Consider the following 23933-nt stretch of genomic DNA (forward strand, 5'->3'; position numbering starts at 1 on the left):
ATGCTGGCGAAGATCATTGATTGGTCTGGACGGAATCGATTTTTGGTGCTCCTGGCGACCCTTTTTGTCGTCGTCGGTGGTGTGTTGGCTGTGTTCCGAACCCCACTGGATGCACTGCCCGATTTGTCGGACGTGCAGGTTATCGTCTACACGGAGTATCCAGGTCAGGCACCTCAGGTGGTCGAGGACCAGGTCACCTATCCATTGACCACCGCGATGCTGTCAGTACCCAAATCCAAGGTGGTGCGAGGCTTCTCGTTTTTTGGCGCCTCATTTGTTTACATCATCTTCGAAGATGGCACCGACATCTATTGGGCACGATCGCGTGTCCTGGAGTACCTCAACTTCGCAGCGGGTCGCATGCCCAAAGGGGTCACTCCTCAAATTGGGCCGGATGCCACGGGTGTGGGGTGGGTCTATCAGTACGCTGTGCTCGCGAAGGACAAGACGCTGGCCGAGTTGCGCACTCTGCAAGACTGGTATCTGCGTTACCAATTGACCAAGGCGCACGGTGTGGCCGAGGTCGCTTCATTGGGCGGCTTTGTGCAGACCTATCAAGTCACGGTCGACCCGATCAAGTTGCGAGCGTATGGCATCTCCTTGGCCAAAGTGGCGCAGGTGGTGCGTGATTCCAATCGAGATGTCGGCGGTCGGGTGGTGGAGATGGCTGAGGCCGAGTACATGGTGCGCGGCAAAGGTTATCTGCGAGGCACGTCCGACATCGAGAACCTGGTGCTGAAAGCCGACAAGGGCACCCCGGTCCTGGTGCGCGACATTGCTCGCGTGGAGCTGGTTCCTGATGAGCGCCGTGGGCTTTCTGAGCTCAATGGCGACGGAGAGGTGGTCTCAGGCATTGCCATGGCCCGCTATGGCCAGAATGCACTGGAGGTCATCCACAACCTCAAAGACAAGATCGAGGAGGTGTCTGCCGGGCTTCCCGCTGGCGTGAGCATTGAAGCGGTTTACGATCGCTCTGACCTGATTCATCGGGCCATTGACACCCTCAAACGAACGCTACTGGAGGAAAGCCTGATCGTGGCGCTGGTCTGTGTCGTCTTCCTGATGCATGTGCGCTCGGCCCTGGTCGCCATTGTGATGCTGCCAGTTGGGGTGTTGATGGCCTTCATCGCCATGCGGCTGTTGGGCATGAACTCCAACCTCATGAGCCTCGGGGGAATCGCCATTGCCATTGGCGCCATGGTGGACGCAGCGATTGTGATGATCGAGAACGCGCACAAGCATTTGGAGCGCCTCCCCCCCGAACACGACCACCGCCAACGAGCTGAAGCCATGATCGCGGCCTGCAAAGAGGTGGGGCCCGCGCTGTTTTTCTCATTGTTGATCATCACCGTTTCGTTCCTGCCGGTGTTCACGCTGGAGTCTCAGGAGGGGCGCCTGTTCTCCCCCTTGGCTTTCACCAAGACCTTCGCTATGGCGGGGGCGGCCATCTTGTCGGTGACTTTGGTGCCTGTCCTCATGATGCTGTTCATCCGAGGCCGGATCATGCCGGAGGCGCGCAATCCAGTGAATCGGCTATTGATCTGGCTCTATCGCCCCATCATCGCCGGAGTGATGCGCTGGAAGAAGGCCACCGTGGCGGTCGCATTGATTATTCTGGCGGCCTCGCTTTACCCGGCCAGCCGATTGGGGTCGGAATTCATGCCCACCCTCAATGAAGGCACGCTCCTGTACATGCCGGCATCCTTGCCTGGCATGTCCATCACCAAAGCTGCTGAACTGCTGCAGACCCAAGACAAGATCATCAAGAGCTTCCCTGAGGTGGCGTCTGTGTACGGCAAGGCGGGGCGCGCTGCAACGGCCACGGATCCAGCGCCGACCGAGATGTTTGAGACTGTCATCAACCTCAAGCCAGAGAAAGATTGGCGGCCCGGCATGACCACCGACAAGTTGATTGCGGAAATGGACAAGGCCTTGCAAATTCCTGGCGTCTCCAACGCCTGGACGATGCCCATCAAAGCACGCATCGACATGCTGTCCACAGGCATCCGGACGCCCATCGGGATCAAAGTGTTTGGCAAGGACCTCGGCGAAATGGAGCGCCTGGCACGGGAGATCGAGACGGTGGTCAAGCAAGTTCCCGGCACGACCTCGGCGTTTGCAGAGCGGCTCACGGGCGCGTACTACCTCAACATCGAACCTGATCGCATGCAACTGGCCCGATATGGACTGGGGGTGGGCGAACTGCAGGATGTGATCGGCACCGCACTGGGTGGAGAGATGGTCACCACGACAATTGAAGGTCGGGAGCGGTTTGGCGTGACGGTGCGCTATCCGCGTGAATTGAGATCCACCCCGCAGCAGATCGCCCAGCAGGTGCTGGTTCCGACCATGGATGGCTCCATGATCCCGTTGGGTCAATTGGCCCGGGTCGAGGTCGGCAAAGGTGCCCCAGGCATCCGTACCGAGAATGCGCTGCTGTCAGCCTACATCTTCGTGGACATCCGGGGACGGGATATCGGCAGTTATGTGGCCGATGCGCGAAAGGCCGTGAACGAGCAGGTCAAGTTTCCGCCGGGCTACTACGCGACCTGGAGTGGTCAATTCGAGTCCATGGAGCGCGCTGTGGAGAAAATGAAGATCGTGGTTCCGGTGACTTTGCTGCTCATCTTCTTGTTGCTGTATTTGAATTTCAAACGCCTGACGGAAACCTTGATCGTGATGCTGTCGGTTCCGTTTGCATTGGTCGGTGGCGTCTGGTTGATGTGGATACTGGGCTACAACCTGTCGGTGGCCGTGGCGGTGGGCTTCATCGCCTTGGCGGGTGTGGCCGCCGAAACGGGGGTTGTGATGTTGATCTATCTGGACCATGCCTGGGATCAGATCAAACGTCGGCGCCAAGCGGAAGGAAAGATCCCTGAGGTAGCCGATCTGTACGAAGCGGTCATGGATGGTGCGGTTGAACGCGTGCGCCCAAAAATGATGACCGTGGTGGCCATCATGGCGGGGCTACTTCCGATCATGTGGGGAACCGGAACGGGGGCCGAGGTCATGAGTCGGATTGCAGCTCCTATGGTGGGTGGAATGATCTCGTCGACAGTTCTGACGTTGGCGGTCATTCCCGCCATCTATGCCTTGGTCAAGCAAGCCGAAATCAGGAGGCCAACCAGCATGAACACCTTGGCCAACCTAGTTTGAGACAAGGTGACAGATTTGTAATTTTGTCGCCATCTCCCCGTTAGGTGCTGGGTGTGAACATGCAGTTGTTCATGTCGAACATCAATTGAAACGGAGCGTGATATGAAGACCAAACTGATGGTTGCCGCATTGGCAATGGCTGGAGCGGCCACCTTTTCTCTGAGCTCGATGGCTGCAGAAACCGATGGCAATAGCGCCGCTGCGCAGCCTTCCAAGGCTGCGGTGACTCCGCACTCCCACCCGCAGGACAAGGGCTACGTCCCCGCAGCAAAGCCGGCATCCACTGAGAAATCTGACAATGGCTCGGCGAAATCTACCGACGCTCACAAAGATCCTGCAAAGGATCGCTCCAAGCACTTCCATCCGCGTGACCGCTGAAATTCAAGTCATTTGATCCAACCACGATCACAATTGCTCAAAGTCGGCGACATTGGGTCCACCCCGACGAAGCGGCTCGGCATCTGATGCCTGTCACTGAGCAAACTTCGTGGTTGTTTCAATGGGTTGAGATCGCCGTGTCCAGCCTTTCACTATGTTGTTCCCGGCCCATCGGGCCGCCACAGGAGTCATGACCATGCGCAAGTTGTCTTTCATCCCCTTGGCTGCCCTCACGATTTCGTTGTCGGGGTGCGGTTACAACACCTTTCAGTCAACGGATGAGCAGATCAAGGCAAGTTGGTCCGAGGTGCTCAATCAATACCAACGCCGAGCCGACCTCATTCCAAACATTGTGGCCACCGTCAAAGGCGAAGCCAATTTTGAGCAAGAGACGCTGACCAAGGTGGTTGAGGCCCGGGCGAAAGCGACTGCCATTCAGGCGACCCCTGAACTGATCAATGACCCTGAAGCATTCCAGAAATTCCAGGCCGCACAAGGCCAATTGTCGGGTGCGCTATCGCGATTGTTGGTGGTGTCAGAGAGCTACCCCAGCCTGAAAGCCAATCAAGGATTTCAGGATTTGCGGGCACAGTTGGATGGCACAGAAAACCGGATTGCTGTCGCTCGTGGCCGGTACGTCAAGGCCGTGCAGGACTACAACGTCACTGTCCGTAGCTTTCCGACCAACCTGACGGCCATGGTGTTTGGCTACAACGTGAAGCCAAATTTCTCTGTGTCGGATGAGAAAGCCATTGCAGTGCCACCCAAAGTCGATTTCGGGGTACCAGGCAATGCCTCTGGTGCAGCCAAGTGAACTCCGACCGGGGCTTGATCCGTCAGTGGCTGCGCATGCTCTTGAGCATGGCGCTGTCGCTGGTTGTCGCACTTGGGGCTGCGGCGCAGGAGCTTCAGCCTGTCCCCCCACTGAAAGGTCGTGTCACCGACTTGACGGGGACGCTCACGGCGGACCAGGTCTCCTCTTTGAACAAATCACTCAGCTCGTACGAGGAGCGCAAGGGTATCCAACTGGCCATACTGATGGTGCAGACCACGCGCCCCGAGGCCATTGAGCAATACGCAATGCGCGTGGTCGAACAATGGAAGCTGGGACGCCGAAAAATCGACGACGGTGCGTTACTGCTCGTGGCCAAGAATGACCGAGAGGTCCGACTGGAGGTCGGATATGGCTTGGAGGGCGCTTTGGATGACGTGAAAGCCCGTCGTGTGATTGCCGAAATCATCACCCCGTACTTTCGCCAGGGCGACTTCTACGGTGGCGTTACGGCAGGTATGGAGCAGATTCAGCGAATTCTGGACGGTGAGGCTCTTCCAACCCCATCACGTAGCGCTGACCGCGAGGGCGATATCCGTCAGGCATGGCCTGCCGTGCTTGTGGTCACGTTGGTACTGGGAGGAATACTTCGACGGGTGCTGGGCAGGCTGCCCGGTGCGTTGGTGGCAGGCGGTGTACTCAGTGCACTTGCCTGGCTTGCCGTAGGAACACTGACGGCTGTGTTGGTCGCAGGATTGGCCGGATTTTTCGTCACATTGCTGGGTATCGGCCTTGGGGGCCACCACGGGAGAGGTGGATGGCCCGGAGGTGGCGGTATAGGTGGCGGTGGGTTCCGCGGCGGCGGCGGCGGTTTCGGTGGCGGCGGTGCTTCTGGGAGATGGTGACGATGAAACTTTCTCGCCTCATTCGTCATTTGTTGACGCCAACGTGCCATGTGAAGCGCGCATTTCCCGCAGCGACTTTGCGTGCGATTGAGCAGACCATCGGGGCCTGCGAATCCGCCCATGTGGGGGAGTTGCGCTTCGTTATCGAGGGCTCGCTTGACGGCGCTCCTCTGTGGCGAGATCAATCGGCTCGTGATCGCGCCATTGATCTTTTCAGCCAACTGCGCATCTGGGATACCGAACATAACTCCGGGGTTCTCATCTATGTATTGCTGGCGGATCGCAGTGTAGAGATCGTCGCTGACCGAGGTATCCATGCTTGTTGCGGGTCCCAGGCTTGGTCTGCAATTTGCCGTGGGATGGAGGCTAAATTTGCAGATGGAGAGTTCCACGCAGGCTCTTTACAAGGTATCGCCGCCATCGGCGATTTGCTTGCTGAGCATTTCCCAACTCGGGAAGTTAACTTTAACGAGCTGTCCGACGCGCCGACTGTTCTCTAAGAGTGTCTTATTCCGCACGGTCAAGGAGACCCTCCACAGCATTTTGTAGACAGTATCCAACAACAACATCCACGGCAAAGTCGCTATCGCTTTTCGGTGAAATACGGCCCCAATGAACCGACACATGCCCAACCTTCCTGCACTACAAGGCGGCTTTCTGGCGCTGCTTGCCGCAGCACTCTTCGGTGTGAGCACGCCGCTGGTGCAGAAATTGGGCATGGGCATGGGTCCCTTCTCGACGGCAGCACTGCTCTATGCCGGAGCTGCCGGCATTGGAGCGCTGCTTCGCCAACCGGCAGAAAACGAGGCTCGCTTGCTGCGTTCGGATTGGCCTCGCCTGATCGCCGTGGCATTGTTCGGAGCGGTGATCGCACCCGTGGCCATGGCGTGGGGCCTGCAGCGAGCCAGCGGCACCGGAGCCTCGCTGATGTTGACCCTGGAGGCACTGTTCACGGCAGTGCTTGCATGGCGTCTTTATGGCGAGACCATGGACCGCAGAGTCTGGGCAGCCGTGCTGCTGTTGCTCGGTGGTGGCATCGCTTTGGTTTTGGATCAAAGTCAGAGCGGCAGCAGCCAGCTCTGGGGCTTGGTGGCGGTTATGGTAGCCACCGTTGCCTGGGGGATGGATAACACGTTGTCGCGAGCCCTGGCTGAGCGCGATCCCGGGCAGGTGGTACTCGCTAAAGCTGTGCTGGGCGTCGCCGCCACGGGTAGCCTCGCCGTGCTGACTGGGGAGCCCGTACCGGGCGCAGGGGCCGCCTTGGGCCTGATGGCTGTTGGGGTGAGCTGCTACGGGCTGAGCCTGCGCTTTTACCTGTTGGCGCAACGGGCCTTCGGAGCCGCCCGCACGGGATCTGTTTTCGCGTTCGCACCCTTCATCGGCGCCGCCTTGGCGATCCTGTTGGGAGATCGATCTGGTGGATGGGGCATGGTGTTGGGGGGTGCTCTGATGTTGGCCGGCGTTCTCGTCCACCTGATGGAGTCCCATCACCACGAGCATGATCATGTGGCCTTGGAACATGAGCATGCCCACACCCATGCGGATGGCCACCATGACCATGTTCACGACCCCATGCCGACGGGGCAACACAGCCACCTTCATACCCACACGCCGATGCGACACAGCCATGCTCATGTGCCCGACGTTCACCACGCGCATCCCCACTGACGTGCCCGCGCGGGTTGCTCCTGCACCTGCCGTTCGACCGAGTCAATCAAGAACCCAGGGGCTGCGGGCAAACAGATCACGGCGCGGGCATCAATCTTTCTGTGGCATCGGCCGTATCAAACCTCGGTACGCCACGAAATGGTCGTCCCGATATTGAAGTTCATCACCGATACGCACGACGCGATAACACACAGGTTCGTCCTTGCTGATCTCGGGGTGCAGCAAGCAGAGTCTGTCGCCCCTGATCGACCAGCGCGCGGGCCTGCGCCGGCCGTTCTCTGAGCGTTCGACGTGCCCATCCGAAAAGTATTTGTGCCCCCAATGGTGCTCATCAGTCACGTACTTGTCGCTGATGGCCGCACGGATCTGCGGACCGGTGAGTGCGACCTCCTTCGAGATCGCGGGCAGCAGGGCCCCTGCGATGGACATGTGCAGGAAGGTTCGGGCAAGGGGCTTGCCGACCTGATTCAGAACTTCAAATAGTTTCATGACGATAGGGGGCTTGCATCGCGGGGCCCCCTGATACCGGTGGTCGTTTGGGTGGCCACTGTGGGGATGCAGGGGTGCAGTCGCTCCGGCTCGGGGACTCAATCGAATGGGAATTTGGGTGACAACGGTTCTGGGGTGACCTCGTAGAGGTCTTGTCCCTGGGCGCGCAACACATAGGTCTTGCCCTTGCGCAACACGGTCCAGCATTCGGGGGCGGCGCTCTCGTTGATCCTCACGCACAGTTCGTTGCCAACAATCTTCCAACGCCCTCGGTGCGGGTGTCCGAGTTCAATGGACTTTGTTCGTCCATCGGGAAGCAGATAGGCGGACCAGTGCGCCCCTTCTGAAATCACTTTGCCCGCAAAGGCTGCTTTGATCTGCGGGCCGGTGAGTTCCGTGAGGCTGGGGGCGCCCGATGCCCCTGTGCAGATTGAGAAGAGCACGAGTGCAGCCAGAGAAAAGCGGGCTGTAGAAGTCATCGTGCAAGTCAGGCCGCTATGACAGGTGGCCAATTGTGCGTTTCTGCCTGGCATGAACGGCACCAGGCATAAAGGGCGTCGTACATCACCATCCCATGCTGAAGCATTTCGTGGTCGTCACTGAAGTTGCGTGACAGCCCAAGCGAGAGCGCATAGAGCCCCGCCGATTGAGGCGTCAGGTCGAGCCTGGAAGTGTCTGCGCCGCGCACGATCTCGGCCAACTGGCGCAGCGCCGGGTCATCCAAACCGTACTTGGTGAGAAACGCATCAAAGCTGCACAACTCACCAACATGGCTCAGTTCGACGTCCGGGATATCGTAGGGAATGGCGCCAGTGGTCTGGGCAATGCTGAGCACCTCACCGGTCGGCACATAAAGAAACTGGGGCTCCTGGTCGATGAATCGCGCAATCAGCCAGGGGCAGGCGATCCGATCGATCTTTGGTCGTTCGCGGGTGATCCATTTCATGGTGCTACTCCTTTGTTTCCAACTTCACGCCTGCGGCACGACAGGCTTCGATACCACCCGCCACAAAACGCGCGTCCAGGCCACGTGCTTGAAGTGCAAGTGCCACCGACTGACTGACCTCGTGGCCGCGAACGCAGTACACGAGGACGGGTTTGGAAGCATCGAGTTCCGGGCTCCATTGGGCCAATAGCGCGGGGTCGCGCCAGATGGCTCCTGCCAAGCGGTCAGGTGTCTGTGTGTAGGCAGCCGAACGACGCACGTCGATGAGCTGCGCGCCGTCATCGATTTCGTGAGGCGTTGCTGAGAAGGACCGCGCGTCCGCCTCGACAGCAGCGGCATAACGCCGCGCAACGGACTCCCACCGGATGTTTTGCATGAAGGCATCCACATAGGCGGCCGCCTTGGCGCCGAAATCCATGTGGTAGGCGTGCTCGTACATGTCCAACGCCAGAATCGGCGTGGCTCCGGCCAGCAGGTGCGTGTGATCGGCGGCCCAATGGGTGATCAGTCGCGCCTCTCGGGTTGACCAAGACAGCAATGCCCAGCCTGAGCCCCCTCCCATGGCCTTGGCCAGCGCGGTGAATTCCGCTTGCCAACGGTCAGCGCTGCCAAAGTCGCGCGTCAGGGCCACGCTCAGGCCCGAGTCGGCTAAGGCCCCGCCGCCGCCCAACGCGTCGAAATACAGCTCGTGGAGCCAGGCTGAGTTGGCAGCGATCAATTCCTCTCGCTTGAGCCCATTGACGACAAAGCCCGATGCGGTAGGCCAATCCAACTGTGCCAATTGCTGTCGAATGGCGCCCAGGCGTTTGACAGCGCCGGTGTAGTTGTTGGCATGGTGGCTGACGATCAGTTTCTCCGACAAGCCGCTGAGGGCTGTTGGATCGAGGGTGAGGGGGCGCAGTTGCAGTTCCATTTGATCGCTCCTTGGTGTGCTTTTTGGTCAGATGGGCGTGACCAGCGGATGCACGATCAGTCCGATCACCGCAGCCACCGCCACAACGGCCGGCTCAGGAATCTTTTTGAAGCGCCACAGGACTGCTGCGGTCGCCAAGGCCAGTGCTGCCGTGATCCAATCCGTGATCGAACGCTGCCCGATCACGACCACGGCACCGGCAATTGAGCCAATGGCTGCAGCGGTAACGCCATCAACAAAGGCGACAACATCTGGACGCTTGCCGTACTTCTTGAAGTAGGGGGCAGGGATCACGGTGAACAGATAGCAAGGCACAAAAGTGGCCAGGGCAGCCGTCACAGCACCCCAAAAGCCTGACACTAGAAAGCCGATGAAGCCCGTCGTGATGACCACCGGCCCCGGCGTGATCATGGCCACGGCCACAGCGTCCACGAACTGACGGTCAGTCAACCAGCCGTATTCCTTGACGACACCGCCATACAGGAAGGGCACGATCGCCAGGCCGCTACCGAAGACGAAGCTACCGGCGTATGCGAAATAGAGGCCGATCTGCTTGAGCTTTGTCCAATCGACGGTGTTCAATGCCAGCAATCCAAGCAACGGCGTTGCTGCCTCGTTCAGGTTGCCGCCGCGTTTGAGCCATGCTGGAGGCGCACGCCAGAACCACACCAGAACACCGGCTGCGAGGAACAGCCAGACCTCTTCGGACCGGGTGATCACGGTGACGGCCGCGCTCACCAGAAAAATAGGCCATAGCAATTTGTCCTTGCCGATGCTTTTACTGGTTAACTTGTACGCGCTCATGGCGATGATGCCGATCACGGCTGCGCCCACGCCATAGAACACGGACTGCATCCAGCCGATGCCTCCGTAGGCCGTGTAGGCGGCGCCCAGCCCGACCACCATCAGGAAGGACGGCAGCACGAAGGCCACACCGACCAAGGAGGCTCCGATGAAGCGAAAGTGGACATAGCCGAGGTAGATCGCCAACTGAGCGGCGAGCGGCCCGGGCATCAGCTGGGCCAAGGCCAAGCCTTCCTTGTAGCCCGTGTCCGTGATCCACTTACGCTGCTCCACCAGGTCGCGATACATGTAGCCCGCCAGGGCGACAGGTCCGCCAAAGCCCCAGGTGCCCAGGGCCAGCATGTAGCGCACAAGTTGCCACAGGGTGTAGCCAGGGGCGGATGGGGCGCCGGAAGCAGGCTCCTCCGTTGGGTTGAGATTGGTCATATTCGTTCCTGCGGTTGTAAGTTGCTATGTATTTCGGTGGGTCGAGAAATGGGCATAAAGCGAGTCCAGCACGCCACCCACATCGGATAACAGGGCGTCGTCATCCGGCCAGCGCTTGCGCGCACCGGCCAGTACAGCCTCAAAGCCCCCCGCCTCCGGTGTTGTTGCGCCCCCTACATCAAGGGCATGCACCATGGCTCCCAAACGCAAGAGACCACGATCACCGTCGAGACCAAAACTTGCCAACAGCACCTCAAACGTCACCCGGTCGCCAACATGGGAGAAGGTCGCACCGTCGAAATCAAAGCCCAATGCTTCAGGGGGACAGTCGGCAGGGGATTCCAGCCAAAGAAAGCGTGCGCTTGGGTCGATGAAGCGCTGGATGAGCCAGGCACTTGCCACACGATCGACCCAGAGATGGCGGCGTGTTGCCCAGAGTCGCCCCTGGTACTGCATGCGATCGCGTCTGGCGATGCGGCCAGCCGCAGCTTGAGGTTCGCCGGGTGACTGCAAGGCTTCTACGGCATTCGTGAAGTCCCGCCACTGGGCCTCGGCGCGGATGGAGGCTTCGCCTGGAAAGAAATCGATCTTGCGGATGGACTCGTAGGCACGCCCGTGCCGACGCAGCAATCGCTGACGTTCGGCTGCGGGAAGCGTGGGTAGAGGCTGGCGGGCTTGTGCCAACTCCTCCAGCCAGGGCGTGTAGTCGGCCGACCGATCAAACAGGGCTTGAAAGGCAGCTTGCTCGGCCATGTTCTTGGCGTGCACCTGCAACAGCCAGGCTTGCCCGCCATCCTGCAGTGCATCGTCGGCCAGTGCTTGCAGCTGGTTGGCCTGTTCCACGTGCGCGGGCAGCAGATAGGTACCGTCACGCAGTGCAGCACAGCCCAGTGTTTTGACGGCACGCCAAATCCGCATACGAGCCGTGGCGCTTGCTGAGGGAAGGCTGACGACCAACGCCAACCAAGAGTCTATGGGACGAATCATGGCGGCAGCTTAGTTTGCCGTTGCGATTGCTGCAATGCTGTAGTGATCTCTACAAATTACGAGTCTTTCTTGATTCGCGTCAAGTTAGGGCTCGAACAGAATCCTTAAGTAGGTTCCTCGTTCCATTGCTACTCGAACCTCTTCTCCTGCCTTTGCGGTCCCACGGACTTTCAGATCCGAGGCTGTCGGATAGACATCCACACGGAAGCTGTTTGGGTAGCGTTGCATCAACTGCTTGACGCCGTCCGGGAGGCGCGCTGCGTGCTCTTGGACATTTTTTGCGTCCACGCTGTAAACAGCCTTGTCTGAGGCGAACGGATCGGGCCGACGACCGCCATTGATGAATCCAGGCGTGACGGTCGTCAGACCTCCGTTCCAGGCCGGGATGGTGCCGTCCTTGTTGGCGGCCTTTTCTGCCCCCATCGGGGTAAGAGCGGCCTTGAGGGCTGCGGCTTCTTCGGCCGAAACGGCTGCATGGGCCGCGGCATATGCAAGAGTCAGAGCAATCGATAAAGCGGCGAGGCCGCTCAGTTTGTGGTTACGGTTCATGGTGATCACAGGGTCAAAAGGTGTACGTGAGGGAAGCCGACACAAAGTCGCGATCCTTGAGGGTTTGGGCCCAGGTATAGGCGCCGTTCTGATTCGCGTTGTTGAACGTGTTCGCTGGACCGAAATAGTGGGTGTAGGCCATCGAGAAACGCCACGCGTCGCGGTAGATGGCATTGACCCCAATGGATAGATAGAAATCTGGCAGAGAAGTACCGAAACAGTTCAACTGACGTACCGACAAGCCAGGGACGGAACATTACAGATGAACACCGACAGTTGATGGAAGCGGTCATGGGCAAGGATGCAGGCCTGGCCTGCAAGATCCTTGAAGACCATTTTTGGCAAACAGCCAACATCATTCTCGAGGCTGGCTTTGGCCAACTCAGTAGTCACTTTTCCAGCGCCACCAGCACTCGAAAGGCGACTGGATGATGTCTTCAAGCGTCTGAACAAGCCCAGCCTTCCAACTGACGCCAAGTCCTTCATGGAAGTTCTTGGGAATCTATTGAGGCCGGTCGAATCCAGAGTCTGACTGAACCTCGGAATCGTCTGGCATGCCTCATAGCCAGGCGACCTTCTGGATGAAGCTGAATCTAAAATGAATCGGCAAAATCTGCATGCGAGCGGGACTCCCTCACATCACCTTGCACGGTCTTCGTCGATCTTTCCAGCCCCTCACTGAATGGCTCGACATCCCTGCAGGGGTTGTCCCACAGATCATGAGCAACAAGCCCAGTGCACCCGCTGAGAAGCACTACGCATTGGCAAGATGGGCCTTGTTCGGATGCTGACCTTGCAACCAACCCACTACAGCCCACTCGGCAAAGCCAAGGGGCGAACCCCTCGGTGGTTTTGTCGGGACTGTCATTCCTTGTGTTTGGAAAGACAGAGGCTTGGCGTGGGCACCACGCCTAAAGCGGCATCAGATCGACTTCATCCACGCGCCTCGGCCGACGCCATGGCGTCGTAGTCCGGCGAGCGCAGCAGCGCATGGAGCTGGCGGCGGCGCACGCCCATGTTGCCGCCGTCATACAGGGGGAAGCACAGAGCGTCCTGCATAAGACCGGCCAGCGGGTACAGGTCGGTGTAGGCGTCCACGCCGACCACTCGCAGTGGTGTCGTAGACGGCCTGCACGCACAGCTCCGAACAGTGGACTTTGGCAATGATGGCCGGTTCACGGCTACGCCCCTCTGTGAGATCGAGCTGGTGGCAGGCTTTCCAGGTCAGGTAGCGCGCGGCCTCGATGCGCATCTTGATGTCGGCAAGCATGAAACCGACGTTCTGGTGCTCAATCACAGGCACAGTGCCGGAGCGCTTGTCGGTCCGCGAGAACTGCAGCGCTATGTCGAAGGCCGTGCGCATCACGCCCACGCATGCCGCGCCAATGAGGGCTGCCGTCCAGGCGAAGGCGCCCTCCACCATGGCAATGCCATCGCCAGGTTTGCCCACGATGGGACCTGGATGCGTGAGCAGTGCGGTCCAATCCCTGCCGCCGCCGACCCCAAGAAATTGGTTTCTTCGAAGAATACCGTGGACTGAACAACCGTCACCAAAGTCAATCCTAGAATTTTTCAATCACATATCCCCCTCTTGAGCTGAACTAGGTAGGCCCCATTCCAGCCTGTCTCCAGCCCCATGCCCCGCTCGGCCTTATGCCCAGCGGGGTTTCTTTTGTCCCCTCACCTCAGGAGAAATTTGTGATGTTTCCAAGCCCCTCCCCCATGGACTGCCTGTCCGCCTTCGTCGTGGTGTTCGCCTTGGGCACGCTCACCGCTCTGGCGGCTCAGCGCATGACCACCTCTTCGCGGCCCGGTTGCCCCCATGCGAACTGAATGCCCTCGCTGCCACAGCGAACAATCTGCCGAACTGGCCTGGGGCCGCAAGACCGGCGGCGTCATTGGCCTGCTGGCCGGGGTTGCCGCTGGCTCGGTCGGCCTCGGTGCTGTCGCGTCCACCGGTCCCGACTGGGACATTCCGGCCTTGGCCGGATCAGCCTCATCCTCCAGCCCGGTTGGACAGTTGATCCTGAGCGCACTGGTCGGTGCCACCGCGGGTTGTGCAATAGGCGCCCGCCTGGGTGAAGCCATCGACGAGCACCTGCTGCACAACCGCCGCTGCCTGGAATGCGGTCACCGCTACAGCGTCAGCCGAAGCTGCTGACGGGCGTTCACCGTTGAATCCTGGGCAGTTGGCTCCAAATTCGCGGGCTTTGCGCCCTCCCCAGCCCCCTGCATTTCAATCCTCTCAGTTGTCAGGCCCCGCGTGCCCCTTGGGTACTCGGGGCCTTATGCCGTCTGGGTTGCGATGTTTGGGGGCCTTCTTCCATTTGTTTCCCACTGCTCTGGCCTTGGGCCAAGGAGGTTTTCATGGACGGTTCTTGTTCCTCTGGTAGTGCTGTTGCGGCTGCCAGTTCTGCTTGTGCGTCATCGGTGGTTTGTTCTGGCATGCCCACCTATTCCCGCGCGCCCGTGGTGCAGGAAGCTCTGTCCCACCTGGAGCGCTCGGTGCGGCACAGCTACTTCCTGCATGGCCCCTGTGCCGTTCGGGATTTTCTGCGGGTGCTGCTGGCTGATCGGCCCCACGAGGTGTTCACCGTGGTGTTCCTGGACGCCCAGAACCAGGTCATTGATGCCTTGGAGATGTTCCGTGGCTCCCTGACCCAGACCTCGGTCTACCCCCGAGAGGTGGTGATCTAGTCCCTGGCCCGCCAGGCCAGTGGCGTGATTCTGGCCCACAACCACCCCAGCGGCTCACCCGAGCCCTCCACCGCCGACATCGCTCTCACCAAAACCCTGCAGTCCGCCCTGTCCTTGGTGGATGTGCGCGTGCTTGATCACTTCATCGTCACCCGCAGCGGTCTGGTCAGCCTGGCCGAGCGCGGCTTGATCTGAGTTTGCTTCGTTTCTTCATCCCACCTTTTTTGGAGATTTTCATCATGGCTCATTTGATGCAATCCATGGCCTATGTTGGCGAGACGCCCTGGCATTCCCTGGGCAACGCCCTGCCCGCTCGCCAATCCATCGACGTCTGGGCCGAGAAGGCCGGCATGGACTGGAAGATCTGCGAGACCCCGGTTCGCTTCATGGCCGGTGAAGCCGGTGGTCTGGGTGCCATCCAGACCTTCGAAGACCAGAAGGTGCTGTACCGCAGCGACACCAAGACGGCACTTTCCGTTGTCGGTGGCCGCTACCAGGTGGTGCAACCCAAGGAGGTGCTGGAGTTTTACCGGGATCTGACCGAGGTTTCTGGCTTCGAGCTGGAAACCGCGGGTGTTCTCAAGGAAGGCCGCAAGTTCTGGGCTTTGGCCAAGACGGGCAAGTCGACGGCCTTGAAGGGTTCCGATGTGGTCAATGGCTACCTGCTGTTGGCAACATCATGCGACGGCACCTTGGCCACCACGGCCACACCCACCACGATCCGGGTGGTGTGTCACAACACCTTGACCATTGCCCTGAATGGAGCCACCAGTGCCATCCGGGTGCCGCATTCCACGGCATTTGATGCCCAGGCAGTCAAGAAGCAGTTGGGGGTGGCCGTGTCCAACTGGGACAGCTTCATGTACCGCATGAAGACCCTGGCCGAGCGCAAGGTCAAGACCCACGAGGCGATGAACTATTTCCTCAAGGTGATTTGCCAGCCGTCTGGGATGGACAGCTATCACTGGCATCAGGGCCACCTCGATCCTGCGGCCAAGCTGGTCAATGAGCGGGCCTTGAAGAAGGTGCAAGCGCTGTATGACGGGCAAGGGCGCGGGGCTGAGCTGACTTCAGCCCAAGGAACGGCTTGGGGTCTGCTGAACGCCGTGACCGAGTTCGTGGATCACGAACGCCGGGCCCGGTCTCAGGAGTACCGACTCGACAGCGCCTGGTTCGGCCAGGGGGCCAACCTCAAGCAGCGGGCATTGGATCAGGCATTGCAATTGGTCGCTTGATTTGTCAGACAGGCTTGCGCCTAGGTGTAGGACTGGTCTTACGGACAGTCGCCAGATACACCCGTTCCCATCGCAGCAGCGTCTTCGCCTCCCCTCATTCCCACGTTCCAGATCCAAACCCCGCTGCATAAGCCCCGCCCACCCTTGATGGATGGCGCGGGGCTTTTGCTTTGTTGGGTGAGAGTTTTGTTGGGTGAGTGGTTTGTTGGGGTCAGGTCTACGTTCACCCCATTCGAAAGGATTTCTCATGGCACACGCCATTTCTTCTGCAGGCACCTCGCCTGCTTCTTCCGTTGCTGCTTCTTCTGTTTCAAGCTCCTCACGCCCCCGCCCTGCCCTGCGCCTGGTCAAGACCCAAGGTCTGTCGCGCGAGCAGTGGCTTGAGGTGCGTCGGGGCGGCATTGGCAGCTCCGATGCAGCTGCTGCGGTGGGTCTCAACCCTTACCAATCGCAGCTGGAGCTTTGGATGATCAAGACCGGGCGCGGATACATGCTGCCAGCGGTCGATGAATCTGAAGCCTCGCCCCTGTACTGGGGCACCTTGCTGGAGCCCATCGTGGCGGCCCACTACACCAAGCGAACCGGCAACCGGGTGCGCAAGGTGAATGTGGTACTGCAGCATCCGGATCATCCCTGGATGCTGGCCAACCTGGACCGGGAGGTGATTGGTTGTCCTGATGTCCAGATCCTGGAGTGCAAGACGGCCGGCTACCACGGGGAGCGCCTCTGGCGTGACGGGGTGCCGGAGTACGTTCAACTGCAGGTGATGCACCAGCTCGCGGTCACAGGCAAGCAGGCCGCCGACGTGGCGGTGCTGATCTGTGGCCAGGAGCTTCGGGTGCATCGGGTGGCGCGCGACGAGGTCATGATCCGCCAGCTGGTGGAGTTGGAGCACGCGTTCAAACGCTTCGTCGACACAGATACCGCACCAGTGGCCGATGGATCTGAGTCATCAAACGAGGCGTTGCGTGCTCTGTACCCTCGGGACGCGGGTCAGACGCTCGATCTTCGCGGGGACCTGGTGATGGAGGCGGTGTTCTCCGACCTGGTCGCTGTGCGCGCTGCGCTGAAGTCTCAAGGCGAGCGCGAAGCCCAGTTGAAGCAAGCCATTGTTCAACGCATGGGAGAGGCGTCCAAGGTCTTGTTCGATGCTGGGGTGGTGAGTTTCAAGCGGTCCAAGGACGGCTTGACTTTGGATGAAGAGCGCCTGGGCGCCGATCACCCTGAACTGATGACCCAGTACCAGGTGTCCAAACCTGGAAGCCGTCGCTTCCTGGTCAGCTCCGACAGTTAATGCTCCATCTCATTCAATTCACACCATAGGGAAACAATCATGCTCAAAGGATTGGCTTTGACGCCCCCGGTGCTGGGGCGTATCTCCATCGGACGGGTGGTGGAGAAGGCGGGCAAGAGATTGCCCGAGAAGGATGACGAGTTCACCATCACCTCCCAAGTGCAGACCCGGGGGGCTTGGGTGAACCATCCGGTAGATGCGGAACTGCGCAAGGCAGCGAATTCCACAGGCTCAGACCAGGCCAGCATCAAACTGCGCAGCATTCCGGTGCGGCTGCTGTTTGATGATCCGGATCTGAACCTGCGGGCGAACTACAGCCTGTTCGATCGCAAGACCGGTCGGCCACTCTGTGTGGGCAATGGAGAGACCTGCCGGCGTTCGACCTCCGCCGGTGTTCAAACGCTGGAATGCGCTTCGCCTGAAGGATGCGAGCTGGGCATGGACCAGGGGTGCAAGCCCTACGGCCGGCTCAACGTGCGCATCGATGTGGACAGTGTCGAACACACGGATGAACTGGGGAGCTTTGTGTTTAGGACGACGGGGTTCAACAGCATTCGGACGCTGGCGGCGCGGCTTCAGTACTTCCAGGCGATCACAGGGGGGAAGTTGTCTGCCATGCCGCTGGAGCTTCGGCTGAGGGGCAAGTCGACAGCCCAATCTCACCGGTCGGCGATCTTCTACGTGGATCTCACGGTCAGGGGTGGGATGACGCTGCTGGAGGCCATGGCCCAAACCAAGGCCACTTGGGCTGAGCGGGAGGCGGCTGGGCTTGACCAGGCGGCGCTCGATGCGGCGGCCAAGGCCGGACTGGCACTTGGGGCGTTTGAAGAATCGGCCGAGGATGGGGCTGCTGTGGTGGAGGAGTTTTACCCGGTAACAGGGGGTGAGGCGAATTCATCACCAGGTGCCGATCAATCTGAAGCGCAAACCATACCGGCCCGGCCGACGTTGAGCAACAAGCTGGAAGCCAAGGCCGCATTGCTCCGGCACTGACAGCGGCACTGAAACGGCGGCGGGTGCAAGGCCTGCTGGCAATCGACAAGGGGCACGTTGCGCAAGCGATGGTGCCCTTTGCTCTTTCTTACCTCCCCCACTTCTCCCCTGCCCTGTTTGCATGACTGGCATCGCCTCTGGCGAGGCGCAGCCGTGCGCGGGTGAAAGGAGCGGTGGACCAAATCAACTTTGAAACATTGGGATTGGAATCACCATGGAAGACATCAACCACGCGATCGAACAGAAGGTCGCTGGAACGACAGAAAAACACCAGGGGCGGTCTCCAGGATCGCCCCTTTTTACCTTGGGGAGGATCACGGCGACACCTGCGGCCATGGACGCGCTGCAGTTGCTTCGGTTCTCACCGCTGAGGTTGTTGGCCCAGCATGTGCGCGGGGACTGGGGTGACGTTGACGGCGACGATGCAGAGATGAATCGACGGGCCGTGATCTTGGGGCTGCGCGTCCTGTCGGTCTACACGCTCAAGCGGGTGATCGATGGGCAGCCAAGAACCGAGAAGGTGTGGGTGATCACGGAGGCAGACCGGTCGGTGACGACGGTGCTGTTGCCTGATGATTACTGAGACCGTGACAACACCTCCTCAGACCGAGCACCTGTTTGTTCGGGGGCTGCGGTTTGAGGGGGAGTTGCAGTATCTGTCGAAGGCTTCTGGAAATCACAAGGCCACCTTCCGGGAGGTGAAGATGCCGAAGGTGCGCCGGGATGTAGGACTGGCTTGGTGCTCAGCCGTTGCGGCGAGCATTTTGGGTGTCTGGCCACTGACGGAACATGCGATCCATCACTCTGGTTGGGTGACAACTGATTCAGCATTGATAGAGCAACTCGTTCGGAACGGAGGGTTGGCTTTGATTCAATTAGGAGATGGGTATTCCAACTGGTGGGCCGTTGTGACGGGAGTGGAGTTGGATCGCGCCTGCGGAAACGTCACGGCGCTGTTACTGCTGGATGTCACGCAGAGTCTGCCTTGGAGTGCCGGGTACAACGCGCGAATGGCTGGCATCGCCAATTCAGATCGAGGGGCGCTGAACTGGCAGTCCATTGATGGGGCGCACCTGAAGGTCAACATCTTGCGATGGCTTGAAATCTGCGCCCCTCAAACTGCTTGACTGCATAACTCCCGACTCAGCTTTGGCTGGGTCGGGAGAGGCACAGATCTTCTTTTTTTGGAGGAAATGTAGTTGTCCTCACCAAACACCACCAACCTGCACAAGCATAGGCTCCGCACCCCATTGCCTTGCTCCAGAACTCCCAATTTGATTCTCACCACAGCCCAATTCCTAGGAATATTTCTTGAAGCCCTATTGACCTGCCTCCTGCAGACGCACCAATCAAAAGTGGAAGTCCAAGTTCAAGGTTAATCGATTTATTTTGGAGTTGAAGGGCGTTGAGCTGCATCGCCAGCGCATTGGCGATGCAGCTCGGCGAAACGAGCCGGTGGTACCTGCAGCATCAGCTCGCGAGATCAGCCAGTGCCTCCTTGACACCTTCCTCTTGCAATGGACGGTCCGCGCCAGGCAGGTGCAGCGCTGCTTCAGAGGGCACGGGCGTGGCACAGTCTTTGTGGATGGCGCCATCCTTCATCACCAGTTGCACCTTGGCGGGGTCCAGCAGCAAGGCCAGGTTTTTCAGCGGATTGCCTTCCACCAGCACGATGTCAGCGAGGTAGCCTGGCTTCAACATGCCCAGCTCGTCAGGCCGTTGCATGATCTGGCCGCCCAGTTGGGTGGCCGAGCGCAGGGCCTCGGCTGGCGTCATGCCGATGTAGTCGACAAAGTATTGCAAATCGTTGGCATTCGTGCCGTGCGGCATCCAGGCAAAGCCGTAGTCGCCACCGGGCAGGATGCGGATGCCACGCTTGTGCATCTTGCGCAGGGTTTCCGCGGCAATCTCCAGTTCGCGCCTGTAGCCCATGGCCTCGGCCACCGCTGGGCTGATACCGTACTCCGACGCATTGAAGTTGGTGCGGACCAGCCAGGCAATACCGGGTGCGACGAAATGCTTGTCCTTGTTGGCTTCCAGCAAATCCAGTGCTTCTTCGTCCGCAAAGCTGGCGTGGTAGATCAGCTCGATGCCGTGACGCACGCACTGCTTCACCGATTCGGCCGAGCGGGCATGCGCTGCGATGCGCTTGCCGTACCGGCGGGCCTCAGCAGCCAGCATCGCCACCTCATCTTCGGCAAACGGGGATTGCTCGGCGGCAATGCCGGCGATGTACTCGCCCGAGAGGTTGATCTTCAGGTGGTCAACGCCGTACTTGATGAAGGTGCGGGCCGACTTTCGGATTTCCTCGGGGCCGGCGCAAACGCTGCCGAAGCTCAGTTCGTCGAACTTCATGTGCGGCAGGCTGTTGTCGCCCAATGCCCCGATGGTGGTGATCTCCTGGCTGCCCGCCAAATAACGTGGGCCGGGAAACTCGCCGGCGTTGACGGCATTGCGCAGCACCACATCCAGTCGCGGCTTGGCGGCAGCAGCGCCGATCGCGGAGGTCCAGCCCATGTCCAGGTAGCGTTTGGCCACTCGCACGCACCACAAGATGTGCTCTTCTGGCGGCATGAACTGGATCGCAGCCAGCGAGGGTTGGTCATTCCACGAGAAGTGCGTGTGGGCCTCTGTCATGCCCGGCATCAGGAATCGCCCCTTGCCATCGATGACGCGAGCGCAATCGGTGTTGACATGCTGCGGTGCGCGCACCACGTTGACGATGCGCTGGCCTTCGACCAGCACCTCGCCCAGGAAGGTGTCTTCGCCGCTGCCGTCGAAGATGTTGACGTTGGTGAATGCAATTTTGGACATGACAGTCTCCTACGGCCCCTCAAAGGGGGTCGTTTTTTGTGGTTGAAAAGGAAATCGGAAAGGACTAGCGAACTTCGGCGTAAAACGCCTGCAGGGCCTGCACGCAGGCCTGAGGCTGCTCGAACGGTGTCCAATGGCCGCAAGCACCGAACACGGTCATTCGGCTGCCGGGGATGCGCTGGTGCATCACCGTCACGTTGGCCACCGGCGCCACGCCATCTTGGTCACCGGTGAGCAGCAGCGTGGGCACGTTGAGACTTTCGATGGCAGCGGACTGGGCCTCGGCCAGCGCCTGGCAGCTCTGTGCGTAGCCTTCAGGAGGCTGACGCATCAAGCTTTCGCGTACCAAGGCCAGCACAGCGGGCTGCTGAGCCTTCGTCTCAGCGCTGGTCGCACCTTTGACGATGGCATCTGCGATCTCCTGCATCGCATCCATGCCGGTACGCGCCAGGGCGGCACGCGCAAGGATGTTCGGGCGCGCCGCTTCAGGAGGCGCCCCCAAAGGACCCAACAGCGCCAAGGACTTCACCCGACCAGGGTGCTGCACCGCGAGGTGTTGCGCAACGATGGTGCCCAGCGAATGGGCAACCAGGTGCACGGCGCCGATCTTCATCTCGTCCAGCATCTGCGTCAGCGCTGCAACATACAGATCGATCGACAACGGTTGTACCGTCAGAGCTGAACGGGCACTGCCCGGCAGATCGGGTCGGATCACCTTGCAACCTTTGAAGGCTTCCAAAAGAGGCGTCCAGGTGTTGGACGATCCGCCCAGGCCGTGGATGCACAGCACGGGGGTGCCGTCACCATCGACCTCGACCGCCAGGCCGTGAATGAACTGAGTGCTCATGGTGTCAGCCTCAAACGAACTTGTTTTCGATGGCGCCGATGCCATCGATCTCGACCCGTACCACATCACCCGCCTGGAGGTAACGCGGTGGCTTCAGACCCATGCCCACACCAGCAGGCGTGCCGGTGGCGATCATGTCGCCCGGAAACAGCGTGATGCCACGCGAGACGGTTTCGATCAACGCGGGAATGTCGAAGATCATGTTTTCTGTGGGGCCGTCCTGGCGCAACTCGCCATTGACCCAGCAGCGCACCCGGGTCCGGGTACCGTCCAGCTCATCGGCTGTCACGGCCCAGGGGCCGGTTGGGCAAAAGGTGTCGAACGACTTGCCCATGTCCCACTGTTGGTGGCGCATCTGAACATCCCGAGCGGTCACGTCGTTGACGACGGTGTAGCCCCAGACATGGCCCATGGCGTCTGCTCGGCTGATGTTCTTGCCCCCCTTGCCGATGATCACCATCAACTCGGCCTCGTAGTCAATCTGGTCGGACACACCCACCGGCAATTGAATATCATCGAACGGGCCCACCACACAGTCGGGCACCTTGGTGAAAACGATGGGCCAGGACTCGGGGTTGGCGTCGTTGTCCTTGAACACCGAGGCCTGCAGCTCTTTGGCATGGGCGTGGTAGTTGCGTCCCACACACCAGACGTTGCGGCGCGGCGTGGGGATAGGGGCGTCCAGGGTCACGTCGCTGACTGGAATCGGGGCTCCGCCGGCCTCGGGCAGCGCGTGCCCTTCGTTCAGCAACTCAATGATGGCCAAAACACCCCGCTCAGCCTGTTGTGGCGTCAGAGCCAAAGGCGTGATGGATTGACCATCGGCTGATACGGTGCCCACTTGCCGTAGCCCACCAGAAAAATAGGTTGCGATGCGCACTGAGTTCTCCTTCGTTTGAACCTTGAGGAACGACCTGCTGAAGTAGCGGGTCACGATGGCTTGACTGTAGGAACTCAAGCTCCAGCGCGCTTATCGTCCAATCCGTTGACTTATCGCAAAGTCTGATCCGGTCCTTGGTGCTTTCCCTAAACTGGATATTTCGGGCCTTTCATGCGAAGCATCGCTCGGCGATAGTCCACTCCCAGGAGACCCAACAAGATATGAGTGAAGCCTATGCCCTGCGCGAAGGCGCCTTCGGGCGTGCAGTTGTGCTCGACCTGCGCGGCGATCTCGTGGCCCATGCACACGCTGAAACCCAGTTCGCCTTTTGGCTGGGCGGCGGCCGCGTGCAAGCCCATTTGGGGGCAGAACTTGTGTCCTACAGCGAGAACGTCGCACTGGGAACCAACGCCTACGAATCGCACGATGCACGCCTGCTGGACAAGACCCAACCCGCCATCTTCCTGGTGCTCTACATCAGCAAGCCGTGGCTGGACGAGCGTCGCGCTGCCAGCGGCCGACCGTTCTTCTTCCCATCGCCTCGGGTTCCCATCAGTCCGGCGCTGCGCCAAGCCTGCTGGCGTTTGCTGGATCTGATCATCTCGGTGAACGCCAACGCCCTGGACAGGCTGGAACAAGAGGTCGAAGCGCTAATCATCACCGCGATCGATGCCACGCTGGCCCCCGTGATCGAGCCACCACGCAGTCGCTCGCCCATGTTGGATCACCGCTTGCGCGCCGCCATCGCCTACATGCGGGAGCACGTGGCCGACCCCATCGCGGTGGAAGACGTCGCGGGCAAGGTCGGCCTGTCACGCGCGCACTATTTCTCGCTGTTTCGGGATCAGTTGCACACCACCCCCCAAGTGTTCTGGAGCGCGGTGCGCGTGGAGGAGGCCGTCAAGCGTCTGGTGCTACAGGACGAGCCGCTGACCTCCGTCGCCATGGAACTGGGGTTTTCTTCACCCGGAAACTTCTCGCGCTTCTTTCGGGAACACATGGGGGTCACCCCCTCCAAATTCAGGCGGGTAGCTTCTGGACCAGATCAACATCCTGTGACCGGTGTCGCGAGGGGATAGGGCACACGATGTCGCATTACTTTCGCGGAGACTGCTGATGGGAGCAATATGTCGCGTAGTAGGCGGCATGTCAAAGCGAGACTGCACCCTGATTGTGCTCG

Annotated in this window: 28 protein-coding genes and 1 pseudogene; 16 read left to right on the forward strand and 13 right to left on the reverse strand. The window is 60.0% G+C overall.

Going from position 1 to position 23933, the window contains the following annotated elements; translation table 11 throughout:
• From F624_RS0128355 to F624_RS0128375, 6 genes are all read left to right on the forward strand, one after another.
• Positions 1-3156 (forward strand): efflux RND transporter permease subunit, encoded by a 3156-nt coding sequence (locus F624_RS0128355; RefSeq protein WP_019577767.1) that lies wholly within the window; start codon positions 1-3, stop codon positions 3154-3156.
• A 102-nt stretch (positions 3157-3258) separates the two neighbouring features.
• Positions 3259-3534, forward strand: a complete 276-nt coding sequence (locus F624_RS35140; protein ID WP_157443670.1) for a hypothetical protein — start codon at positions 3259-3261, stop codon at positions 3532-3534.
• Positions 3535-3730: 196 nt separating this feature from the next.
• Positions 3731-4348: a LemA family protein gene (locus tag F624_RS0128360; RefSeq protein ID WP_031256576.1), complete on the forward strand. Its 618-nt coding sequence runs from the start codon at positions 3731-3733 to the stop codon at positions 4346-4348.
• Between the two features lie 35 nt (positions 4349-4383).
• A complete protein-coding gene (locus tag F624_RS0128365; RefSeq protein WP_051107569.1) occupies positions 4384-5211 on the forward strand; it encodes a TPM domain-containing protein in 828 nt (275 codons plus the stop codon).
• A gap of 2 nt (positions 5212-5213) precedes the next feature.
• Positions 5214-5711, forward strand: coding sequence for a TPM domain-containing protein (locus F624_RS34435; protein ID WP_084679762.1), 498 nt, complete (start codon positions 5214-5216; stop codon positions 5709-5711).
• Positions 5712-5835: 124 nt separating this feature from the next.
• Positions 5836-6879, forward strand: a complete 1044-nt coding sequence (locus tag F624_RS0128375) for an EamA family transporter (RefSeq protein WP_019577771.1) — start codon at positions 5836-5838, stop codon at positions 6877-6879.
• Between the two features lie 90 nt (positions 6880-6969).
• Here F624_RS0128375 and F624_RS0128380 read toward each other — a convergent pair whose 3' ends face one another.
• The 8 genes from F624_RS0128380 to F624_RS36305 all read right to left on the reverse strand — a co-directional run bounded on the left by F624_RS0128380 (position 6970) and on the right by F624_RS36305 (position 12234).
• The gene (locus F624_RS0128380) at positions 6970-7368 is read right to left on the reverse strand and encodes a hypothetical protein (protein WP_019577772.1); all 399 of its coding nucleotides are present in this window, start codon (positions 7366-7368) and stop codon (positions 6970-6972) included.
• Positions 7369-7466: 98 nt separating this feature from the next.
• A complete protein-coding gene (locus F624_RS0128385; RefSeq protein ID WP_031256582.1) occupies positions 7467-7847 on the reverse strand; it encodes a hypothetical protein in 381 nt (126 codons plus the stop codon).
• Between the two features lie 8 nt (positions 7848-7855).
• Positions 7856-8314, reverse strand: a complete 459-nt coding sequence (locus F624_RS0128390; protein WP_019577774.1) for a chromate resistance protein ChrB domain-containing protein — start codon at positions 8312-8314, stop codon at positions 7856-7858.
• Between the two features lie 4 nt (positions 8315-8318).
• Positions 8319-9227, reverse strand: a complete 909-nt coding sequence (locus F624_RS0128395; RefSeq protein ID WP_019577775.1) for a Fe-Mn family superoxide dismutase — start codon at positions 9225-9227, stop codon at positions 8319-8321.
• A gap of 27 nt (positions 9228-9254) precedes the next feature.
• Positions 9255-10457, reverse strand: coding sequence for a chromate transporter (locus tag F624_RS0128400; protein ID WP_031256584.1), 1203 nt, complete (start codon positions 10455-10457; stop codon positions 9255-9257).
• A 24-nt stretch (positions 10458-10481) separates the two neighbouring features.
• Positions 10482-11444, reverse strand: a complete 963-nt coding sequence (locus F624_RS0128405) for a chromate resistance protein ChrB domain-containing protein (RefSeq protein WP_031256586.1) — start codon at positions 11442-11444, stop codon at positions 10482-10484.
• An 84-nt stretch (positions 11445-11528) separates the two neighbouring features.
• On the reverse strand, positions 11529-11993 hold the full coding sequence (locus tag F624_RS0128410; protein ID WP_019577778.1) for a DUF1329 domain-containing protein: 465 nt from the start codon (positions 11991-11993) through the stop codon (positions 11529-11531).
• 13 nt (positions 11994-12006) lie between these two features.
• Positions 12007-12234 carry a DUF1302 family protein gene (locus F624_RS36305; protein ID WP_084679752.1) on the reverse strand — a complete coding sequence of 76 codons (228 nt, stop codon included), beginning with the start codon at positions 12232-12234 and terminating at the stop codon, positions 12007-12009.
• Positions 12235-12284: 50 nt separating this feature from the next.
• On the opposite strand from F624_RS36305, the gene F624_RS35565 reads away from it, so the two are divergent.
• A complete protein-coding gene (locus F624_RS35565; protein WP_211224186.1) occupies positions 12285-12425 on the forward strand; it encodes a hypothetical protein in 141 nt (46 codons plus the stop codon).
• Positions 12426-12926: 501 nt separating this feature from the next.
• Here the strand turns inward: F624_RS35565 and F624_RS36085 are convergent.
• Positions 12927-13100, reverse strand: coding sequence for a hypothetical protein (locus F624_RS36085; protein WP_245573758.1), 174 nt, complete (start codon positions 13098-13100; stop codon positions 12927-12929).
• Positions 13021-13416, reverse strand: a complete 396-nt coding sequence (locus tag F624_RS32925) for an acyl-CoA dehydrogenase family protein (RefSeq protein ID WP_245573757.1) — start codon at positions 13414-13416, stop codon at positions 13021-13023. The genes F624_RS36085 and F624_RS32925 overlap by 80 nt, the downstream gene beginning before the upstream one ends.
• 278 nt (positions 13417-13694) lie before the next feature.
• Here F624_RS32925 and F624_RS36310 point away from each other — a divergent pair, with 278 nt between their 5' ends.
• The 8 genes and pseudogenes from F624_RS36310 (at position 13695) to F624_RS35145 (ending at position 19339) form a co-directional block, all read left to right on the forward strand.
• Positions 13695-13826 (forward strand): hypothetical protein, encoded by a 132-nt coding sequence (locus tag F624_RS36310; protein ID WP_273425367.1) that lies wholly within the window; start codon positions 13695-13697, stop codon positions 13824-13826.
• Positions 13816-14154, forward strand: coding sequence for a hypothetical protein (locus tag F624_RS0128435; RefSeq protein WP_019577781.1), 339 nt, complete (start codon positions 13816-13818; stop codon positions 14152-14154). The genes F624_RS36310 and F624_RS0128435 overlap by 11 nt, the downstream gene beginning before the upstream one ends.
• A 284-nt stretch (positions 14155-14438) precedes the next feature.
• Positions 14439-14885 (forward strand): annotated as a pseudogene (locus tag F624_RS32930) (JAB domain-containing protein).
• Positions 14886-14929: 44 nt separating this feature from the next.
• The gene (locus F624_RS0128445; protein ID WP_031256587.1) at positions 14930-15925 is read left to right on the forward strand and encodes a DUF932 domain-containing protein; all 996 of its coding nucleotides are present in this window, start codon (positions 14930-14932) and stop codon (positions 15923-15925) included.
• A gap of 247 nt (positions 15926-16172) precedes the next feature.
• On the forward strand, positions 16173-17219 hold the full coding sequence (locus F624_RS0128450) for a YqaJ viral recombinase family nuclease (protein WP_019577785.1): 1047 nt from the start codon (positions 16173-16175) through the stop codon (positions 17217-17219).
• Positions 17220-17258: 39 nt separating this feature from the next.
• On the forward strand, positions 17259-18212 hold the full coding sequence (locus F624_RS0128455; RefSeq protein WP_019577786.1) for a recombination directionality factor: 954 nt from the start codon (positions 17259-17261) through the stop codon (positions 18210-18212).
• 214 nt (positions 18213-18426) lie between these two features.
• Positions 18427-18795 carry a hypothetical protein gene (locus F624_RS0128460; RefSeq protein WP_019577787.1) on the forward strand — a complete coding sequence of 123 codons (369 nt, stop codon included), beginning with the start codon at positions 18427-18429 and terminating at the stop codon, positions 18793-18795.
• On the forward strand, positions 18785-19339 hold the full coding sequence (locus F624_RS35145) for a hypothetical protein (RefSeq protein WP_157443672.1): 555 nt from the start codon (positions 18785-18787) through the stop codon (positions 19337-19339). Before F624_RS0128460 ends, F624_RS35145 begins: the two co-directional genes overlap by 11 nt.
• A gap of 343 nt (positions 19340-19682) precedes the next feature.
• On the opposite strand, the gene F624_RS0128465 is transcribed toward F624_RS35145, so the two are convergent.
• From F624_RS0128465 to F624_RS0128475, 3 genes are all read right to left on the reverse strand, one after another.
• Positions 19683-21026, reverse strand: coding sequence for a metal-dependent hydrolase family protein (locus F624_RS0128465; RefSeq protein ID WP_019577788.1), 1344 nt, complete (start codon positions 21024-21026; stop codon positions 19683-19685).
• Between the two features lie 64 nt (positions 21027-21090).
• On the reverse strand, positions 21091-21873 hold the full coding sequence (locus F624_RS0128470) for an alpha/beta fold hydrolase (protein WP_019577789.1): 783 nt from the start codon (positions 21871-21873) through the stop codon (positions 21091-21093).
• Positions 21874-21883: 10 nt separating this feature from the next.
• Entirely contained in the window at positions 21884-22753 is an 870-nt protein-coding gene (locus F624_RS0128475; protein ID WP_031256589.1) for a fumarylacetoacetate hydrolase family protein, read from the reverse strand.
• 221 nt (positions 22754-22974) lie between these two features.
• Here F624_RS0128475 and F624_RS0128480 point away from each other — a divergent pair, with 221 nt between their 5' ends.
• Positions 22975-23832: a helix-turn-helix transcriptional regulator gene (locus F624_RS0128480; RefSeq protein ID WP_019577791.1), complete on the forward strand. Its 858-nt coding sequence runs from the start codon at positions 22975-22977 to the stop codon at positions 23830-23832.
• The last annotated feature ends 101 nt before the right edge of the window (positions 23833-23933 follow it).

It is taken from the genome of Curvibacter lanceolatus ATCC 14669 (genome assembly GCF_000381265.1).
Taxonomy (GTDB): Bacteria; Pseudomonadota; Gammaproteobacteria; order Burkholderiales; family Burkholderiaceae_C; genus Curvibacter; species Curvibacter lanceolatus.

Bases quoted from the DNA above. Each gene is read 5' to 3' on its own strand.
- F624_RS0128355 (WP_019577767.1), top strand. From the start codon at position 1: ATGCTGGCGAAGATCATTGATTGGTCTGGACGGAATCGATTTTTGGTG.
- F624_RS35140 (WP_157443670.1), top strand. From the start codon at position 3,259: ATGAAGACCAAACTGATGGTTGCCGCATTGGCAATGGCTGGAGCGGCC.
- F624_RS0128360 (WP_031256576.1), top strand. From the start codon at position 3,731: ATGCGCAAGTTGTCTTTCATCCCCTTGGCTGCCCTCACGATTTCGTTG.
- F624_RS0128365 (WP_051107569.1), top strand. From the start codon at position 4,384: ATGCTCTTGAGCATGGCGCTGTCGCTGGTTGTCGCACTTGGGGCTGCG.
- F624_RS34435 (WP_084679762.1), top strand. From the start codon at position 5,214: ATGAAACTTTCTCGCCTCATTCGTCATTTGTTGACGCCAACGTGCCAT.
- F624_RS0128375 (WP_019577771.1), top strand. From the start codon at position 5,836: ATGCCCAACCTTCCTGCACTACAAGGCGGCTTTCTGGCGCTGCTTGCC.
- F624_RS0128380 (WP_019577772.1), bottom strand. From the start codon at position 7,368: ATGAAACTATTTGAAGTTCTGAATCAGGTCGGCAAGCCCCTTGCCCGA.
- F624_RS0128385 (WP_031256582.1), bottom strand. From the start codon at position 7,847: ATGACTTCTACAGCCCGCTTTTCTCTGGCTGCACTCGTGCTCTTCTCA.
- F624_RS0128390 (WP_019577774.1), bottom strand. From the start codon at position 8,314: ATGAAATGGATCACCCGCGAACGACCAAAGATCGATCGGATCGCCTGC.
- F624_RS0128395 (WP_019577775.1), bottom strand. From the start codon at position 9,227: ATGGAACTGCAACTGCGCCCCCTCACCCTCGATCCAACAGCCCTCAGC.
- F624_RS0128400 (WP_031256584.1), bottom strand. From the start codon at position 10,457: ATGACCAATCTCAACCCAACGGAGGAGCCTGCTTCCGGCGCCCCATCC.
- F624_RS0128405 (WP_031256586.1), bottom strand. From the start codon at position 11,444: ATGATTCGTCCCATAGACTCTTGGTTGGCGTTGGTCGTCAGCCTTCCC.
- F624_RS0128410 (WP_019577778.1), bottom strand. From the start codon at position 11,993: ATGAACCGTAACCACAAACTGAGCGGCCTCGCCGCTTTATCGATTGCT.
- F624_RS35565 (WP_211224186.1), top strand. From the start codon at position 12,285: ATGGGCAAGGATGCAGGCCTGGCCTGCAAGATCCTTGAAGACCATTTT.
- F624_RS32925 (WP_245573757.1), bottom strand. From the start codon at position 13,416: ATGGTGGAGGGCGCCTTCGCCTGGACGGCAGCCCTCATTGGCGCGGCA.
- F624_RS36310 (WP_273425367.1), top strand. From the start codon at position 13,695: ATGTTTCCAAGCCCCTCCCCCATGGACTGCCTGTCCGCCTTCGTCGTG.
- F624_RS0128435 (WP_019577781.1), top strand. From the start codon at position 13,816: ATGCGAACTGAATGCCCTCGCTGCCACAGCGAACAATCTGCCGAACTG.
- F624_RS0128445 (WP_031256587.1), top strand. From the start codon at position 14,930: ATGGCTCATTTGATGCAATCCATGGCCTATGTTGGCGAGACGCCCTGG.
- F624_RS0128450 (WP_019577785.1), top strand. From the start codon at position 16,173: ATGGCACACGCCATTTCTTCTGCAGGCACCTCGCCTGCTTCTTCCGTT.
- F624_RS0128455 (WP_019577786.1), top strand. From the start codon at position 17,259: ATGCTCAAAGGATTGGCTTTGACGCCCCCGGTGCTGGGGCGTATCTCC.
- F624_RS0128460 (WP_019577787.1), top strand. From the start codon at position 18,427: ATGGAAGACATCAACCACGCGATCGAACAGAAGGTCGCTGGAACGACA.
- F624_RS35145 (WP_157443672.1), top strand. From the start codon at position 18,785: ATGATTACTGAGACCGTGACAACACCTCCTCAGACCGAGCACCTGTTT.
- F624_RS0128465 (WP_019577788.1), bottom strand. From the start codon at position 21,026: ATGTCCAAAATTGCATTCACCAACGTCAACATCTTCGACGGCAGCGGC.
- F624_RS0128470 (WP_019577789.1), bottom strand. From the start codon at position 21,873: ATGAGCACTCAGTTCATTCACGGCCTGGCGGTCGAGGTCGATGGTGAC.
- F624_RS0128480 (WP_019577791.1), top strand. From the start codon at position 22,975: ATGAGTGAAGCCTATGCCCTGCGCGAAGGCGCCTTCGGGCGTGCAGTT.